Origin of the sequence: Mycobacterium branderi, from assembly GCF_010728725.1 — a bacterium.
GTDB classification, from domain to species: domain Bacteria; phylum Actinomycetota; class Actinomycetes; order Mycobacteriales; family Mycobacteriaceae; genus Mycobacterium; species Mycobacterium branderi.
On the sequence record NZ_AP022606.1, the window covers coordinates 3,712,299 to 3,728,918 of the forward strand.

Genomic DNA, 16,620 nt, shown 5'->3' on the forward strand with positions numbered 1-16,620 from the left:
TCTAGTACGTGCCCGCCGTGCGCAGCACGTAGGAGCACACCAGCACCTGGTTGTGCTGCAACAGCAGTTGCGCAATGCCCTGCACGTTGTCGCGCGGCCGGCCCCCGGCCGCGGGGGTGACCCGCATGGTGAACAACACCTGCGCCTGGTAGTTCGACCAGTAGACGATCTTGTCGATCGACGTCACCTGCGCGTTGGAGAACTGCTTGCGAAAGGCGTCGCTGGACAGTTTGGCCAGCGCCTGGTCGGATCGGCGGTCGCGGACCGCGTCGTAGATGCCGCACAGCGTGTTGCGGGCAATCGCCTCGGTATCGCGGTGTTGCAGGGCGTTCAGATAGCCCTGGATCGCCGTCTTGGCCGTCGGCTCGGAAAACACCCCGGCCGACGTGGATCCGCCTTGACGCACGCCGTAGACGATCGCCGTCGTCATCGCGGCGATCACCAGCAGGGCCACCAGCGCGCCGATGACCAGCCGCCTGCGACGCCGTTTGGGGTAGGGCACCGGCGGCGGCAACATCCCGGGGTAGGCGGCCGACGGCGGCGCGGCTTCGGTTGTTTCTCCCTGATCCGCCTCCGGCGGCGGCGCGTAGCCGTGCGGGTTGGGAATGGGCTGGCTCGGGTGCGGGTCGGTGAATGGCGGTCCGTCGGCGCCGACCCCGTGGTTCGGCGAGTACGGACCGGGCATTCGGGGCTTCTCCTAAGCTGGTTGACTCCGGCGACGCTGCTCTAGGCAGGCTAGCGCAATGGCGACTCCCGCCGCGCGTAAGCTTAGCTAGACCAGCTTCCTAATGAAGGGTGGATTTTTCGTGACGATCGCGGTGACCGGTTCGATTGCAACCGACCATCTGATGCGGTTTCCGGGCCGGTTTTCCGAACAACTGCTCGCCGACCACTTGCAAAAGGTTTCGTTGAGCTTCCTCGTCGACGACTTGGTGATCCATCGCGGGGGTGTCGCCGGAAACATGGCGTATGCGATCGGCGTGTTGGGCGGTGACGTGGCCCTGGTCGGCGCGGCCGGCGACGACTTCGGCGACTACCGCCAGTGGCTGGTGTCGCACGGTGTCAACTGCGACAACGTGCTGATCTCGGACACGGCGCACACCGCGCGGTTCGTCTGCACCACCGACTTGGAGATGGCCCAGATCGCGTCGTTCTATCCAGGCGCCATGTCGCAGGCCCGCGACATCTCGCTGGCCGACGTGGTGTCGCGCGTCGGCACGCCCGAGCTGGTGATCGTCGGCGCCAACGACCCGGAGGCCATGTTCTTGCACACCGAGGAGTGCCGCAAACTCGGTCTGGCCTTCGCCGCCGACCCGTCCCAGCAGCTGGCGCGGCTGTCCGGCGAAGAGATCCGCCGGCTCATCGGCGGCGCCACCTACCTGTTCACCAACGACTACGAATGGGATCTGTTGCTGTCCAAGACCGGCTGGACCGAGGCCGAGGTGATGGCGCAGGTCGGGCTGCGGGTTACGACGCTGGGCGCCAAGGGCGTCGACATCGTCGACCGCGACGGCACCACGATCCACGTCGGTGTGGTGCCCGAGACCAGCCAGGTCGACCCCACGGGTGTGGGCGACGCCTTCCGGGCCGGCTTTTTGACCGGCCGCAGCGCGGGCCTGGGCCTGGAGCGCTCGGCGCAGCTCGGGTCCCTGGTGGCGGTGCTGGTGCTCGAGTCGACCGGCACGCAGGAGTGGGACTGGGACCGCGAGGCGGCGGTGACCCGGCTGGCCGGTGCTTACGGCGACGACGCCGCCAAGGAGATCGCGGCCGCGCTGGCTTAGCGAGCCGCTATAACTGGACCGGGTAGTGCGGCTCGGCGATCTGCGGCACCACGGAATGCTCGACGAAGATCGCGTGCCACAGCATGAAGATCAACACTGTCCACAAGCGGCGGCTGTGATCGGTTGTGCCGCAACGGTGTTCGTCAAGCATCCGGCGGACGGCGGCGACGTTCACCAGGTGGCCGGCCTGCGAGGAATCCGTCATCGCATACGCCCACTCCAGCAGCTCGCCGGCGCGCAGCCAATGCCGGATCGGCACCGGGAAACCCAGCTTGGGCCGGTTGAGCACGTGCGCCGGGACGATGGGCTCCAGCGCGCGCCGCAGTGCGTACTTGGTCGTTCTGCGAGTGATCTTGGCCTGCACGGGAAGACGGGATGCCACGGCGAACACCTCGGGATCCAGAAACGGCACCCGCAGCTCCAACGAGTTGGCCATCGTCATCTTGTCGGCCTTGACCAGGATGTCGCCGCGCAGCCAGGTGAACAGGTCGATGTGCTGCATGCGGGCCACCGGATCCCAGCCCGCCGATTGCGCGTACACCGGCGCCGTCACGTCGGTGTGGGTCCACTCCGGGCGAAATCCGGGCAGCACGTCGCGCAGTTGGTCGTCGGAGAAGCTGCGGGCGTTGCCGTAGTAGCGCTCCTCGAGGGTCAGCGATCCACGGTGCAGCAGGCTCTTGCCGCGCATGCCGGTCGGCAGCGGTTTTGACACCTTGCCCACCCCGCGGCGCAGCGGCGCGGGCAGATAGTCGAAAGGCTTGAGCGACAACGGTTCCCGATAGATGGTGTAGCCGCCGAACAACTCGTCGGCGCCCTCGCCGGACAGCACCACCTTGACGTGTTTGCGGGCCTCGCGCGCCACGAAGAACAGCGGCACCAGCGCCGGGTCGGCCACGGGTTCGTCGAGATACCAGACGATTTCGGGCAGCGCGGCGACGAACTCGTCGGGGCTGACCACCTTGGCGACGTGCCGGGCGCCGATCGCCTCGGCCGAGGCGACGGCCACGTCGATCTCGGAGAAGCCCTCCCGCTCGAAGCCCGTGGTGAAGGTGATCAGCCGGGGATTGTGTCGGATAGCCAGCGCCGCGATCGCGGTGGAGTCGATGCCGCCGGACAAAAACGCGCCGACGGTGACGTCGGCCCGCATGTGCTTGGCCACCGAGTCCTCCAGCACCGCGGTGATCTCGTCGTAGCGGGCCTGCTCGGTGCCGCGGATGATCGGCGCGACGGCGAACCGCGGCACGAAGTAGCGCGTCGTTTCGGGCGCTGCGCCGGGCCGCACCCTCAGGTAGCAGCCGGATTCCAGCCGGCGCAGCCCGCGGTGCAGGGTCTCGGGCTCGGGCACATACTGCAGCACCGTGTAGTGCTGCACCGCTCGCTCGTCGATGCCGGTGTCGAAGCCGATCACGTCGGCCAGCTCCAGCAGGCATTTCTTTTCGCTGGCCACCGCCGTGCCGGCGGTCCCGGTTGCCACGAACAGCGGCTTGATGCCGAACGGGTCACGCGCGCAGAACAATTCGCCCGCAGCAGAGTCCCACAGCGCGAACGCGAACATGCCCCGCAGCCGGGTCAGCGCGTCGGTGCCCCAGTGGTGGTAGGCGGCGATGATGGCCTCGCCGTCCCCGTCGGTGGCGAAGACCGCGCCGTAGTCGGCGGCGAGTTCGGCGCGTAACTCCAGGTAGTTGTAGATCTCGCCGTTGAACACCAGCACGTAGCGGTCAGGGGATTCCGGCGGCCCCCACCGCAGCGGCTGGTGCGAGTGCGCGATGTCGATGATCGAGAGCCGGTTGAACCCGAACACAACCGTGTCGTCGGACCAGGTGCCCGGCTCGTCGGGGCCGCGGTGGCGCATCAGGTGCGACGCGTCGTCCACGGCGCTGGCCGCGTCGTGGGCAGCCGCGCCCACAAAAGCCAGCAGTCCGCACATCGCGCCCCAGTATGCCGCACCCCGCGGACCCGACGGACGCAGCCGCAAGCGAGTAGGGGAGGTCGCGCGGCTGCGCTAGGCCGCGTGGTCTACGCTGCGTAGTATTCGACTGCTGCAGGGAGCGGCCGGCCCCGTCGGCCCAGCTCGGGATACAGGAGGCGCCAAGGTGACACCTCGCGGGGCAGGCCGGTCTGCAGGCTCCCGTCGGTTCCGTCTGCCGTTGCTGGCCGGCGCGCTGGGCCTGCTGGCGGTCACCCTCAGCGGCTGCAGCTGGCAGCAGGTGCTGGGGCTGGGCTGGCCGAACGGCATCACCCACGAGGCCGAGAGCAACCGCGAGCTGTGGCTCGGCGCGGTGATCGCCTCGCTGGTGGTCGGGGTCATCGTGTGGGGCCTCATCTTCTGGGCCGCCGCGTTTCACCGCAAGAAGGCCACCGACACCGAACTGCCCCGGCAGTTCGGCTACAACATGCCGCTGGAGCTGGTGCTCACCGTGACACCGTTCCTGATCATCTCGGTGCTGTTCTATTTCACGGTCGTGGTGCAGGAGCGGATGCTGCACCTGGCATCGGACCCCGAGGTCGTCGTCGACGTCACCTCGTTCCAGTGGAACTGGAAGTTCGGCTACCAGAAGGTCGATTTCAAGGACGGAACGCTCAAATACGACGGTGCCGACCCGGCGCGCAAGGCGGCGATGGTCTCCAAGCCCGAAGGCAAGGACAAGCACGGCGAGGAGCTCGTCGGCCCCATCCGCGGCCACAACACCTCAGACCGCACCTACCTGAACTTCGACAAGGTCGAAACCGTGGGCACCAGCACCGAAATCCCGGTCCTGGTGCTGCCGGCGGGCAAGCGGATCGAGTTCCAACTGGCCTCCGCCGACGTGGTGCACGCGTTCTGGGTACCAGAGTTCCTGTTCAAGCGTGACGTCATGCCCGACCCCGAGGCCAACCACTCGGTGAACCGCTACCAGGTCGAGGAGATCACCAAGACCGGGGCGTTTGTCGGCCGGTGCGCCGAGATGTGCGGCACCTACCACTCGATGATGAACTTCGAGGTTCGAGTGGTGCAGCCCAACGACTTCAAGGCCTACCTGCAGCAGCGGATCGCGGGCAAGACGAACGCTCAAGCGCTGCAGGCGATCAACCAGCCGCCGGTGGCCCAAACCACCCACCCGTTCGAAACCCGCCGCGGCGAGCGGTCACCCCAAGCGAGTAAGTAGGAAAGCCAGGAACCAGCGATGCATATCGAAGCCAGGCTGTTCGAGTTCGTGGCCGCATTCTTTGTCGTGACCGCAGTGCTCTACGGCGTGCTGACGCAGCTGTTCGCGACCGGCGGGGTGGAATGGGCCGGCACCACCGCGCTGGTGCTGACCGGCGGCATGGCGCTGATCGTCGCCACGTTCTTCCGGTTCGTGGCCCGCCGGCTCGACACCCGCCCGGAGGACTACGAGGGCGCCGAGATCAGCGACGGCGCAGGGGAGTTGGGCTTCTTCAGCCCGCACAGCTGGTGGCCGGTGCTGGTGGCGTTGGCGGGCTCGGTGGCCGCCGTCGGCATCGCGCTGTGGTTGCCCTGGCTGATCGTCGCCGGCGTCGTGTTCATCCTCAGCTCGGCGGCCGGGCTGGTCTTCGAGTACTACCTCGGTCCCGAGAAGCACTAAGCGGCACCGACCAGTCACTGGCAAGGTCACAATCGGGGCATCAGTTGATCCGTGACCAGCTCGCCGAGAATGCCGTGCCTGTGCCGGTTGGGTAGGGTTTGCGAGGCACAATGAGGATTATCGGAGCGCGCACTCGACCACGCAGCCGCGGCGCTGCGTGCGTTGGTGATGTAGTCGGACAGGGCAGGCAAACATGAGCGGGCCGAATCCCCCAGGACCGGACTCGGACGAACTGGAACCCGGCGTCGAGCCCAGCGAAGACCACGAATTCGGCGACGAAGCCTACGACGGGGACCACGCCGACGACAGCGTCCAGACCAGCGAGACCGAAATCTATTCGCGGGCTTACTCAGCCCCAGAGTCCGAGCACTTCACCAGCGGTCCGTACGTGCCGGTCGATCTCGACCTCTACGACTACGACAGCTACGACGAGCCGGCCGAGGAAGAAGCATCCCCGCCGCGCTGGCCGTGGGTGGTGGGCGTCGCCGCGATCGTCGCGGCGATCGCTCTGGTGGTGTCGGTGTCGTTGTTGTTCGCCCGCACCGACACGAACAAACTGGCCACCCCCGAAACCGCTCCCACGTCCACACCGCCGATGCAGGACGAGATCATCGTCACCACGCCGCCACCGGCGCCGCCTCCGCCGCCGACCAGTGAGGCGCCCCGCCACCCCCGCCCCCGACCAGCGAGCCACCGCCGCCGCCCCCGCCGCAGACCGTGACGGTGACACCCGAACCGGCGCCGCCACCGGCTACCTCCACAGCGGCCCCACCGCCGCCGCCCACCACGACCACCCCGGCCGGCCCGCGGCAGGTCACCTACTCGGTGACCGGCACCAAAGCGCCCGGCGACATCATCTCGGTGACCTATGTCGACGCGTCGGGGCGTCGGCGCACCCAGCACAACGTCTACATCCCGTGGTCGATCACGGTCACGCCGATCTCTCAGTCGGAAGTGGGATCGGTGGAGGCATCCAGCCTGTTTCGGGTCAGCAGGCTGAATTGTTCGATCACCACCAGCGACGGCCAGGTCCTGTCGTCGAACGAAAACAACGCGCCGCAGACGAGCTGCTGATGGCCGACAGATATTCCACCGGCCCGCGTGGCTGGTCCACGGTGTCGCCGACCACCGGCGACCGCATCCTGATCGGTGCGTGCGCCGCGATCTGGCTGGTGCTGGTCGGCGTGAGCGTGGCCGCCGTCGTCGCACTGGCCGACCTGGGCCGCGGCTTTCACGAGAGCACCGGCAGCCCACACTCGTCGGCGGTGCTCTACGTCATCATCGTGGTCTCCGCGCTGGTCATATTGGCGGCGATCCCGGTGCTGCTGCGGGCCCGCCGCACCACTCGACCCGACGCCTCGCGATCAGTAGTGGTGCCGGCGCGCGGTGCAGGTGGCCAGCCGTTGCGGCCGGGGCAGCCGCCGTCACGCAGTGCCATCCAGCAGGCCCGCACCGAGCGGCTGACCACGCTGCGACCCGGGTTGCCGGACGCCGTGGTGGACCGCATCTGGCTGCGCGGCAGTGTTTCGCTGATGGCCGCGATGGGGGTGGCGCTGATCGCGGTCGCGACGGCGACCTATCTGATGGCCGTCGGGCATCAGGGGGCCGCGTGGAGCGCGTATGTGATCGCCGGGATCGTCACGGTCGCGATGCCGGTGATCCCGTGGCAACACGTACGACGGCTGCGCCGCACGCTCGGCCAGCACTAGCCGCGTGAAAGCATCACGGCCACAGCACTATTCGTGGCCGTAGGCCGGGGCTAGTGTTCGCCGTTGACCGAGCCGTTGGAGCTGTCCTGGTGCTCCCGCAGCGCGGTCAGAGCGCGCTGCTCGCCGGCGTGCGCCGCCTCGCGAAGCGCCGCGTCCTCCGACGGCGGGTCGGCGAACAGCAGGCTGCCCGAGCCGGGCGAGCCGGCCGAGCCGAGCTTGTTCATCTTGTTGGGCACCGGCGCCCCTTGGTATTCCAGCGGAATCGGGTGACCGTGGTCGTCGACGGGGCCCAGCGGCTGGTGCAGTTCGATGTAGGCGCCGTGCGGCAGTCGCTTGATGATCCCGGTTTCGATGCCGTGCTCGAGCACCGCGCGGTCGCTGCGCTGCAAGCCGATGCACCACCGGTAGGTGACGAAGTAAATGAGCGGCGGCAGCACCACCGCCGAGATGCGGCCGATCCACGTCGTCGCGTTCAGCGAGATGTGGAACTTCCACGCGATGATGTCGTTCATCGCGGAGAGCGTCAGCACCATGTAGAACGCGATCGCCATCGCGCCGATCGAGGTGCGCACCGGAACGTCACGCGGCCGCTGCAGCAGATTGTGGTGCGCGTAGTCGCCGGTGAGGCGCTTCTCCAGGAACGGGTAGATGGTCAGCAGCACGAAAACCAAGCCCATGATCAGCGCGACGCCGACCGCGCCGGGGATCGTGTGGTGCCAGAAGTAGAACTCCCAGGCCGGCCAAATGCGGGCCAGGCCTTCGGTCCACATCATGTAGAAGTCCGGCTGCGAACCTGCGGAAACCTGAGATGGCTTGTAGGGGCCCAGGTTCCAGATCGGGTTGATCTGCAACAGGCCGCCCATCAGCCCGAGAATGGCGGTGGTCAGCGCGAAGAAGGCGCCGGATTTGACCGCGAACACCGGCATCACCCGCACCCCGACGACGTTGCGCTCGGTGCAGCCCGGCCCGGGGAACTGGGTGTGCTTCTGGAACCACACCAGCGCCAGGTGCACGCCGATCAGCGCCAAGATGATGCCGGGAATCAGCAGGATGTGCAGCGCGTAGAGCCGGGGGATGAGGATGTTGCCGGGGAAGTCACCGCCGATCAGCGCCCAGTGCAGCCACGTCCCAATCACGGGCATTCCCAACGTGATTGACGACAGCGCGGCCCGCAGCCCGATACCCGACAGCAGGTCGTCGGGCAGCGAGTAGCCGAAGTAGCCCTCGAACATGGCCAGGATCAGCAGCAGTGAGCCGATGATCCAGTTGGCTTCGCGAGGCCGGCGGAACGCGCCGGTGAAGAAGATGCGCGCCAGGTGAACCATGATCGCGGCGGCGAACATCAAAGCGGCCCAGTGGTGGATCTGGCGGACGAACAGGCCGCCGCGGACCTCGAAGGAGATGTTGAGCGCGGACTCGTAGGCGCGCGACATTTCCACGCCGCGCAGCGGTTGGTAGACGCCGTTGTAGGTGACTTCGGTCATCGACGGGTCGAAGAACAGCGTCAGATAAACGCCGGTGATCAGCAGAACGATGAAGCTGTACAACGCGATCTCGCCGAGCAGGAACGACCAGTGCGTCGGGAAGACCTTGTTCAGCTGGCGCCGCACCGCGGCGGCCGGGTGATACCGGGTATCGATGTCCTGTGCTTGGCGGGCCAGGAGATTGCCAACATCAACTTTCGGACTCATGAGGTGCGCTCCCAAAATGCCGGTCCGACAGGCTCAATGAAGTCGCCGTTGGCGACCAGATATCCGTCGCTGTCAATCGTGATGGGCAGCTGCGCCAACGCGCGTGCTGCCGGCCCGAAGATCGGTTTGGCGTAATGCAATGCGTCGAACTGCGACTGGTGACACGGGCACAGGATGCGGTAGGACTGCTGCTCGTAAAGCGATGAGGGACAACCCAAGTGCGAGCAGACCTTGGTGAAGGCGAAGAACTCGCCGAAGTTGAAGCTTTCCTGGCCCTTGCGCTTGACCACCCGGGGCATGTCGCCCGGTTTGATGCGGATCAGCATCACGGGGTTGCGGACGCCCATCATGATTTCGCGCAGCCGTTCCCGGGACTCATGGCTGATGCCGTCCCCGTCGGATTCGCGCCAGGGGAAGACGGTTTCCATGCCGCCGGCGTCGATGTCCTCGGGGCGCATCCGGACGAACGGCGCGCCGAGGTGTTCGCCGGTGGCGCGGGCCAGATAGATGGTCTCGCCGTGATAGCGCGGCGTCCAGCCGGACGTCCACAGCACGGCTTTCTTACCGTCGGCGGTCTGCACCACCGGTTTCCACGGGTTCTTGATCAGACCGCCGGCAAACGCGACCAGGGTGCCGAGGCCGAACGCGCCCAGCCCGATGCCCAGCGACGCGCCAATCAGCTTGCGGCGCCGCAACGTCGAGCCCTCGAACGCGTCGGTCAGGTTGGCCACCACAGTCTTGCGGTGAAGCTCAGGCGAGTCGCCGTCGTGGCGTTCCTGAATCGAAATCTCTTCGGGGATGAACTTTTTCTGGAACAGCACGGCGCCGACGGCGATCGACAGGATCGACAACCCGAACGTGAGACCGTAGAGCGGCGTGGCCAGCGTGTACAGGAAGCTTCCCTCTGCCTCCTTGGGCTTGTACTCCCAGGGCCAGAACAAGAACACCAGGAGCAACGCCAACCCGAAAAAGCCGCCCAGCAACAACCAGCGGGCCACCTGGCGGTCGGCGCGCTTTTCGGCCCTGGTTCCCGCGACCGGCCAGCGCGATTCCTTATATACCGTTTCGACGCCGTCGAGCCGGCCGCCGAGCTCGACGAGCTCCTCACGCGACATCGCGTTCAGCTCGGCGTCGGTGGGCTGACCCGGCGCGCCTTTCTGACCGGGTGTGTCGGTGCCTTTCGGCTGGCTCACGATCGTGCCCCAATCCACAGTGCGGCGCCGATGACGGCGACCATCCCGATGATCCACATCGCCATGCCCTCGGGGGCCGGTCCGAAACCACCCAGGCCGTAGCCGCCGGGCTGGCGTTCCTCGTTGACGGCCTTCACGTAGGCGATGATGTCCTTCTTGGCTTCGAAGGACAGCTGGCGGTCGGAGAACTTCGGCATGTTCTGCGGCCCGGTCAGCATCGCGGTGAGGATCTGCTGCTCGGTGGCCGGCTCGAGGTCGGGCGCGTACTTGCCCGACGACAGCGCGCCGCCCTTGCCGGTGAAGTTGTGGCACGACGCGCAGTTGAGCCGGAACAGGTCGCCGCCGCGGCCCAGATCGTCTCCGCGCAGCGACTTTTGGGCGATGCTGCCGTCCGGGTTGCGCACCACGGTCGGGCCGCCGCCGTTGGCCTGCACGTAGGCGCCCAGCGCGTCGATCTGCCCGGCGTCGAAAATCGGGTCCTTGCGGGCCGCCTGCGCTTCGCCGCGCACGGCGGGCATCCGTCCGGTGGAGACCTGGAAGTACACCGCGGCCTCGCCGACGCCGATCAGGCTAGGGCCCCGGTCGGGCACGCCCTGCAGGTTGGCGCCGTGACAGGTGACGCAGGAGGTCTCGAACAGCTGCTTGCCGGTGCGCAGCAACGCCGAGGACGACTGGTCCGCCACCGCCACCTGAGGGGTGGGGGTCAGAACGGCGGCCAACCCGCCGGCCGCCGCCAGCGCCACCAAGAGCAGCAGGCCCGCGGACAGCCGACGGCGCAACCGCCTTCTCGGTTGGGATGACCTCTGTGTCTTCAACCGGACGGCCCCTCTCATCGGATGAAATAGATCGTGGCGAACAGCGCGATCCAGACGATGTCGACGAAGTGCCAGTAATAGGAGACGACGATCGACGCGGTCGCTTGGGCGGGGGTGAACTTACTCATCGTGGTGCGGGCCAGCAGGAAGATGAAGGCGATCAACCCGCCGATGACGTGCAGCCCGTGGAAACCGGTGGCCAGATAAAAGACGCTGCCGTAGGCGCTGCCCGGGATCGTGGTGCCGTGCCCGGTCAGGTGGTAGTACTCGTAGCCCTGTCCGAGGACGAAGAACAACCCCATCAGGAACGTCACGACATACCAGCGGCGCAGGCCGAACACGTCGCCCTTCTCGGCGGCGAACACGCCCATCTGGCACGTGAACGACGACGCGATCAGCACCAGCGTGACCGGGACGGCCTGATACAGGTTGAGGTGCGTCGGCTCGGGCGGCCAGTCGCCGCCGGCCTGAGCGCGCGCCGTGAAATACATTGCGAACAAGCCAGCAAAGAACATGAGTTCGCTGGAAAGCCACACAATGGTGCCGACACTGACCATGTTTGGTCGGTTCAGCGAATGCACGCGCGACGTGATGGCAGTACCCGAGGTCCCTACAGCACTCGTCACATCCGCAAGTATGACGCTTTGTAGTTGTCGAACTCCACCCGGGGGCGGCAATTCGCCGGCGGCGAGGCGCAGCTTGGCCGTATGGGACCATCGGCGAGTGGCGGTGTCGTGGTCCCAGGTGCTCGCGGGCCTGATGGCGGGCCAGAATCTGGCCCGCGGGCAGGCCGCCTGGGCGATGGAGCAGATCATGACCGGCGCCGCGGCGCCGTCGCAGATCGCCGCGTTCGCGGTGGCGTTGACGATGAAGGTCCCAACCGCCGCGGAGGTCGGTGAACTCGCCGAGGTGATGCTGCACCACGCGCGACGGCTGCCCACCGGCGACATCGATGCCGTCGATGTGGTGGGCACCGGCGGCGACGGCGTGTCCACCGTCAACCTGTCCACGATGGCCGCGATCGTGGTCGCGGCCGCCGGTGTGCCGGTGGTCAAGCACGGCAACCGGGCGGCCTCGTCGCTGGCCGGCGGCGCCGACACGCTCGAGGCGCTCGGGGTGCGCATCGATCTGGGGCCCGACGAGGTCGCCCGCAGCGTCGCCGAGCTCGGGATCGGGTTCTGCTTCGCGCCGGCCTTCCACCCGTCGTATCGGCACGCGTCGGCTGTGCGGCGCGAACTCGGCGTGCCGACGGTCTTCAATCTGCTTGGGCCACTGACCAATCCGGGGCAGCCGCGGGCCGGGCTGATCGGCTGCGCGTTCGCCGACCTCGCCGAGGTGATGGCGACGGTGTTCGCGGCGCGGCGCTCCAGCGTGCTGGTAGTGCACGGCGACGACGGGCTCGACGAGCTGACCACCACCACGACCAGCACGATCTGGCGGGTGCAGGCCGGCACGGTCGACAAGCTGACGTTCGATCCCGCCGGATTCGGTTTCGCCCGTGCGGATCTCGACGATCTGTTGGGCGGCGACGCACAGGCCAACGCCACGGAAGCGCGGGCGGTGTTGTCCGGCGCCAAGGGCCCGGTGCGCGACGCCGTCGTGCTCAACGCCGCCGGCGCGATCGTGGCCCATGCCGGGCTATCCAGCCGCGCCGAGTGGCTGCCGGCGTGGGAGGACGGGCTGCGCCGCGCCACCGAGGCGATCGATTCCGGTGCGGCCGAACAGCTGCTCGCGCGATGGGTGCGGTTCGGTCAGCAGCTCTGACTCGGCCTGCTTTGCGGCGGCCCGCGCCGAGCGGGCCGCCGCCGCCCACGCCGCCCAGCGGCCCGCCGAGTGCAGCGGCGAGCACCAGCCGGTGTCCCCGTCGACGCTGACGATGCGCACACCGGGGGCGTCCAGCCAGCGCGCGATCAGCGCGGTCTCCTCGATCAGCGCCCCGCCCAGCGGGGCGGGGCGCGGCAGGACCACCTGCCTGCCGGCCCGCAGAGCGTCCACGACCGGCATCGGCGGCACGCCGCGGGCGGCGGTGCCGGCCGCGGCGAGCTGCCCGTAGCGGACGACGGCGAGCTGCCAGCCGCCGCGCCCGTCCGGCGCGGCGGCCACCAGCTCGGGGAGCGCGGCCAGCGCCCGCAGGCGCTGGCCGCGCCAGAGCACCTCGACGGCGGTCATGGTGTGGTCGCGCAGCCGCGCCGCGGTCTCGTAGCGGCGCCGCCCGGCCAGTGCGGTGATCTGCTCGACGGCGGCGGCCAGCGCGGCATCGTCGCGGCCGTCGATCAACGCGGCGGCGCGCTGCACCGTCGGGGCGTACTGCTGGGCGGTCACGTCGCGGCCGGCCGGGCACGGCGACACTTCCCGGTCCGGGCAGGCCGGGCCGTGCGGCGCCGAGCGCGCCAGCCGCGTGGTGCAGGTGCGCACCCCGGTGAACCGGGCCAACAGGGCGGCGGTGTCGGCGGCGTCGGCGCGGGAGCGGAACGGGCCGATCGCTTGCTGGTGCCGGGGCGCGCGCACCACCGAGAATCGCGGAAATGCCTCGTCGCTCAACACAATCCACCACCAGCGGTGGGGGAATCTCGACCGCCGGTTGTACGGCGGGGCGTGCGCGGCCAGCATCCGCAGTTCGCGCACTCCGGCTTCCAGGGCGTGCGCGCATTCGATGTGGTCGACGCTCTCGGCCAGCGCGACCATCTCCTTGGTGCGGCTTCGCGGGTCGGCACCGTTGAAGTATTGAAATACCCTGCGCCGCAAGTCGATTGCGGTGCCGACGTAGAGCACCTCACCGGTGGGCCCGCGGAACAGGTAGACCCCCGGCCGGTGTGGCAGCCGCTCGGCCAGCACCCGTTTGCGGCGCTGGGCGTCGGTGACGCCGGGCAGGTACGAGCGCAGGTCGGTGTAGGTGTGCACGCCCTGGTTGCCGACCCGCTCGATCAGCGCGTGCAACACCTCGACGGTGGCGCGGGCGTCGTCGAGGGCCCGGTGTGTCGGCTGGTTGGCCACCGCGAACAGCCGGGCCAGGGCGGCCAGCCGCACGCTGGGCGCTTCCTCGCGGGTGAGCACACGCCGGGCCAGCCGGACCGTGCACAGCACCTGGGGCCGGGTCCACGGGATCCCGCACCGCTCGGCGGCGGCCCGCAGGAATCCGACGTCGAAGCGGGCGTTGTGGGCCACCAGCACCGCCCCACGGGAGAACTCGAGAAATGCCGGCAGCACCGCGCCGATGGTCGGGGCGTCGCACACCATCGCGGTGGTGATGCCGGTGAGCCGCACGATCTGCGGCGGGATGTCGCGCTGCGGGTCGACCAGCGTGGCGAACTCGCCCAGCACCTCGCCGCCGCGCACCTTGACCGCGCCGATCTCGGTGATGGCGTCGGTGGCGGCGCCGCCGGTGGTTTCCAGGTCGACGACCACGAACGTGGTCTGTCGCAGCGGCAACTCGGCGGCCCGCTCCACCTCGGCGAAGCTCAGCTGCCCGGGGACGCCCATGGCCGAGACGTTAAGCGTTTGCACCGACATGTCGGTGGCAGCCGATAACCTGCGGGCAGATCGGCTACTCGCAACGAAAGGACCAGGCAGATGGCACAAAGCAGGCCAGACGACCCGGGCGGGGTGACCATCGACTGCGACGATTGCGCGGTGCGCGGGCCCGGGTGCCGCGACTGCGTCGTCAGCGTGCTACTCGGGGTACCGGAGACTTTGCTGGACGACGAGCGGGCGGCGCTGGAGGTGCTCGCCGATGCCGGCATGGCGCCGAGGCTTAGGCTGGTGCCGATTCACCGTCAGCGCCCCGGGGTGGCCTGACGGCCCGAAGTCTTGCTGATTTCTTAATGTTCTGCTGTTGGACATTGCCTATACCGTTTCGTAACCTGTCTGAGACCTAAAGCAGATGTGGCGGTTTTGTCGACGGATAAGGACACGAAATCTTGGGGTCGGGGCTAGGCGATGGATGCTGGACTGAACGTGCCCTCAAGCGGTTTGCTGTTACCGCGATAGCTGGGTTCGTTGCTTTCTCCGGCATAGCCGCCGCCACTGTGCTGGCCGACCCGGCTGAAGACGCCGTGGCAAAGCTCAACGAGCTGTCCCGCCAAGCTGAGCAGACCACCGAGGCCATGCACAGCGCCCAGCTAGACCTCAACGAGAAGCTGGCCGCGCAGCGTGCCGCCGAAAAGAAGCACACCGACGACCAAGCCGCCGTGGAAGCCACGAAGTCGCGGTTGGCAACCTTCCAGTCCTCCGTCAACAAATTTGCTGCGGCCATGTACATGGGTGGCCGCACCGATGGCATGGATGCCATCCTGACCGCCGAGTCGCCGCAGAACCTGATCGGCAAGCTGGCCGTGCAGCGGGTGATCGCCAGCGAGATGAAAGCCCAGATGGCCAGTTACCGGGCCGCCGGCGAGCAGGCCGCCAAAGCCGAGCAGGCGTCGGCGAAATCGGCCGCCGACGCCAAGACGGCGGCCGAGCAAGCGGCGGCGGTCCGCGCCGGTCTGCAGGCCAAGCAAAGCAAGTTGCAGCTGCAGATCGCCGTCGTCAAGTCGCAGTACCAGTCGCTGACCCCGGGACAGCGCACCGCGCTGGCCGACCCCGGGCCGACGCCGCCGCCGGCGGCCACGCTGGCCGCGGCCGCTCCCGCACCCGAAGCGCTGCGCCCGGGCGGCGGCCCCGACGGTTCCGCGCCGGAGGCCTTGCCGGGCGGCGGGGGCGGTAGCGGCGAGGGCGCCATCGCTGTGCAGGCGGCCCTGACGCAGGTGGGCCAGCCCTACGCGTGGGGCGGTGCCTCGCCCGGCGGGTTCGACTGCTCCGGGCTGGTGATGTGGGCGTTCCAGCAGGCCGGCATCCCGCTGCCGCACTCCAGCCAGGCGCTGGCGCACGGCGGGCAGCCGGTGGCGCTGTCGGACCTGCAGCCCGGTGACGTGCTGACCTTCTACTCCGACGCGTCGCACGCCGGCATCTACGTCGGCGACGGGCTGATGGTGCATTCCTCTACTTACGGTCAGCCGGTGCGGGTGGTGCCGATGACCTCGTCCGGCCCGATCTACAACGCCCGCCGTTACTGAGTCGCGCCGCCGGCTGCTGGCGGGCATCCTTGTCGCCCAACTGATCCTCGCCGCGGCGGTGCTGATCCGTCCGTCGGCCCCGCCACAGGCCGGACACACCGTTCGGGTGGTCAACCTCGGCGGTTCCGGCAGCGAGCCTCTACTCGCCCGCGTCGCGGCGGAGATTCCCACGGCAGTCGATGCGGTGCAGACATTCTGGGGCGCCGACTGGCCGCGGGAAATCGTCGTGGTGGCCACCGGCTCGCAGCGGCAGTTCGAGGCCCAGGCCGGCGGCGGTCCCGCGGCGCAGTGGTCCGACATCGCGGCGGTGGCCGTTGCCGACCGGGTGGATCCGGCCCGGCGCGAAGCGGTCGGTCAGCGCATCGTGTTCGCCCCCGGCGCGGCCGCCATGAGCGATCCGGCGCTACGAATTGTGTTGCGCCACGAGCTTTTCCACTACGCGGCGCGGGCGGACACGGCGCTGGACGCGCCCCGCTGGCTCACCGAGGGCGTGGCCGACTTCGTGGCCCGCCCACCCGTCGCGGTGCCCGGCACTCGTCCGGCGGCCTTGCCGTCGGACGCCGAGCTGGACACTCCGGGGCCGGCGCGGTCGCTGGCCTACGACCGGGCGTGGTCGTTCGCCCGCTTCGTGGCCGACAGCTACGGTCCGGCGACGCTGCGCGCTTTCTACGTGGCCGCGTGCGGGGCCGGGCATGCCGACCTGCCGACCGCCGTGCACGACGTGCTCGGCACCGACCCGGCCGGGCTGCTGGAGCGCTGGCAGCACTGGCTGTCGCCGACCGGCTAGCCTATCCCG

At 68.7% G+C, this 16,620-nt stretch carries 14 protein-coding genes and 2 pseudogenes; 9 read left to right on the plus strand and 7 right to left on the minus strand.

Going from position 1 to position 16,620, the window contains the following annotated elements; translation table 11 throughout:
• Position 1: 1 nt before the first annotated feature.
• Complete coding sequence (locus G6N47_RS18095) at positions 2 to 685, minus strand: Rv0361 family membrane protein (RefSeq protein WP_083133260.1); 684 nt, start codon at positions 683 to 685, stop codon at positions 2 to 4.
• 121 nt (positions 686 to 806) lie between these two features.
• Here G6N47_RS18095 and G6N47_RS18100 point away from each other — a divergent pair, with 121 nt between their 5' ends.
• Entirely contained in the window at positions 807 to 1,781 is a 975-nt protein-coding gene (locus G6N47_RS18100; RefSeq protein ID WP_083133359.1) for a carbohydrate kinase family protein, read from the plus strand.
• 7 nt (positions 1,782 to 1,788) lie between these two features.
• Here the strand turns inward: G6N47_RS18100 and asnB are convergent, their stop codons facing one another.
• On the minus strand, positions 1,789 to 3,708 hold the full coding sequence (gene asnB, locus G6N47_RS18105; protein ID WP_083133259.1) for an asparagine synthase (glutamine-hydrolyzing): 1,920 nt from the start codon (positions 3,706 to 3,708) through the stop codon (positions 1,789 to 1,791).
• 166 nt (positions 3,709 to 3,874) lie between these two features.
• On the opposite strand from asnB, the gene ctaC reads away from it, so the two are divergent.
• From ctaC to G6N47_RS18125, 4 genes and pseudogenes are all read left to right on the plus strand, one after another.
• A complete protein-coding gene (gene ctaC, locus G6N47_RS18110) occupies positions 3,875 to 4,927 on the plus strand; it encodes an aa3-type cytochrome oxidase subunit II (RefSeq protein WP_083133258.1) in 1,053 nt (350 codons plus the stop codon).
• 18 nt (positions 4,928 to 4,945) lie between these two features.
• Entirely contained in the window at positions 4,946 to 5,365 is a 420-nt protein-coding gene (locus tag G6N47_RS18115; protein ID WP_045378049.1) for a cytochrome c oxidase subunit 4, read from the plus strand.
• 193 nt (positions 5,366 to 5,558) lie between these two features.
• Positions 5,559 to 6,439 (plus strand): annotated as a pseudogene (locus G6N47_RS18120) (MmpS family transport accessory protein).
• Complete coding sequence (locus G6N47_RS18125; RefSeq protein ID WP_083131992.1) at positions 6,439 to 7,074, plus strand: DUF2561 family protein; 636 nt, start codon at positions 6,439 to 6,441, stop codon at positions 7,072 to 7,074. The pseudogene G6N47_RS18120 and the gene G6N47_RS18125 overlap by 1 nt, the downstream one beginning before the upstream one ends.
• 50 nt (positions 7,075 to 7,124) lie before the next feature.
• Here G6N47_RS18125 and qcrB read toward each other — a convergent pair whose 3' ends face one another.
• The 4 genes from qcrB to ctaE are packed head-to-tail and all read right to left on the minus strand — an operon-like array spanning position 7,125 to position 11,399.
• Entirely contained in the window at positions 7,125 to 8,765 is a 1,641-nt protein-coding gene (gene qcrB, locus G6N47_RS18130) for a cytochrome bc1 complex cytochrome b subunit (RefSeq protein WP_083131991.1), read from the minus strand.
• A complete protein-coding gene (qcrA, locus tag G6N47_RS18135; protein WP_372517468.1) occupies positions 8,762 to 9,958 on the minus strand; it encodes a cytochrome bc1 complex Rieske iron-sulfur subunit in 1,197 nt (398 codons plus the stop codon). The genes qcrB and qcrA overlap by 4 nt, the downstream gene beginning before the upstream one ends.
• Positions 9,955 to 10,791, minus strand: coding sequence for a cytochrome bc1 complex diheme cytochrome c subunit (gene qcrC, locus G6N47_RS18140; protein ID WP_083131990.1), 837 nt, complete (start codon positions 10,789 to 10,791; stop codon positions 9,955 to 9,957). The genes qcrA and qcrC overlap by 4 nt, the downstream gene beginning before the upstream one ends.
• Complete coding sequence (ctaE, locus tag G6N47_RS18145) at positions 10,788 to 11,399, minus strand: aa3-type cytochrome oxidase subunit III (RefSeq protein WP_045382917.1); 612 nt, start codon at positions 11,397 to 11,399, stop codon at positions 10,788 to 10,790. Before ctaE ends, qcrC begins: the two co-directional genes overlap by 4 nt.
• Positions 11,400 to 11,532: 133 nt before the next feature.
• Between ctaE and trpD the strand changes: the two genes are divergently transcribed.
• Complete coding sequence (gene trpD / locus G6N47_RS18150) at positions 11,533 to 12,537, plus strand: anthranilate phosphoribosyltransferase (RefSeq protein ID WP_232080360.1); 1,005 nt, start codon at positions 11,533 to 11,535, stop codon at positions 12,535 to 12,537.
• On the opposite strand, the pseudogene G6N47_RS18155 reads toward trpD, so the two are convergent.
• Positions 12,475 to 14,283 (minus strand): annotated as a pseudogene (locus G6N47_RS18155) (DEDD exonuclease domain-containing protein); the annotation flags it as partial. The gene trpD and the pseudogene G6N47_RS18155 sit on opposite strands and share 63 nt — an antisense overlap.
• 60 nt (positions 14,284 to 14,343) lie before the next feature.
• Between G6N47_RS18155 and G6N47_RS18160 the strand changes: the two are divergent.
• The 3 genes from G6N47_RS18160 (at position 14,344) to G6N47_RS18170 (ending at position 16,611) form a co-directional block, all read left to right on the plus strand.
• Complete coding sequence (locus G6N47_RS18160; RefSeq protein WP_083131988.1) at positions 14,344 to 14,568, plus strand: hypothetical protein; 225 nt, start codon at positions 14,344 to 14,346, stop codon at positions 14,566 to 14,568.
• A 122-nt stretch (positions 14,569 to 14,690) separates the two neighbouring features.
• A complete protein-coding gene (gene ripC / locus G6N47_RS18165; RefSeq protein ID WP_083131987.1) occupies positions 14,691 to 15,824 on the plus strand; it encodes a peptidoglycan hydrolase RipC in 1,134 nt (377 codons plus the stop codon).
• A 58-nt stretch (positions 15,825 to 15,882) separates the two neighbouring features.
• Entirely contained in the window at positions 15,883 to 16,611 is a 729-nt protein-coding gene (locus tag G6N47_RS18170; RefSeq protein WP_232080235.1) for a hypothetical protein, read from the plus strand.
• The last annotated feature ends 9 nt before the right edge of the window (positions 16,612 to 16,620 follow it).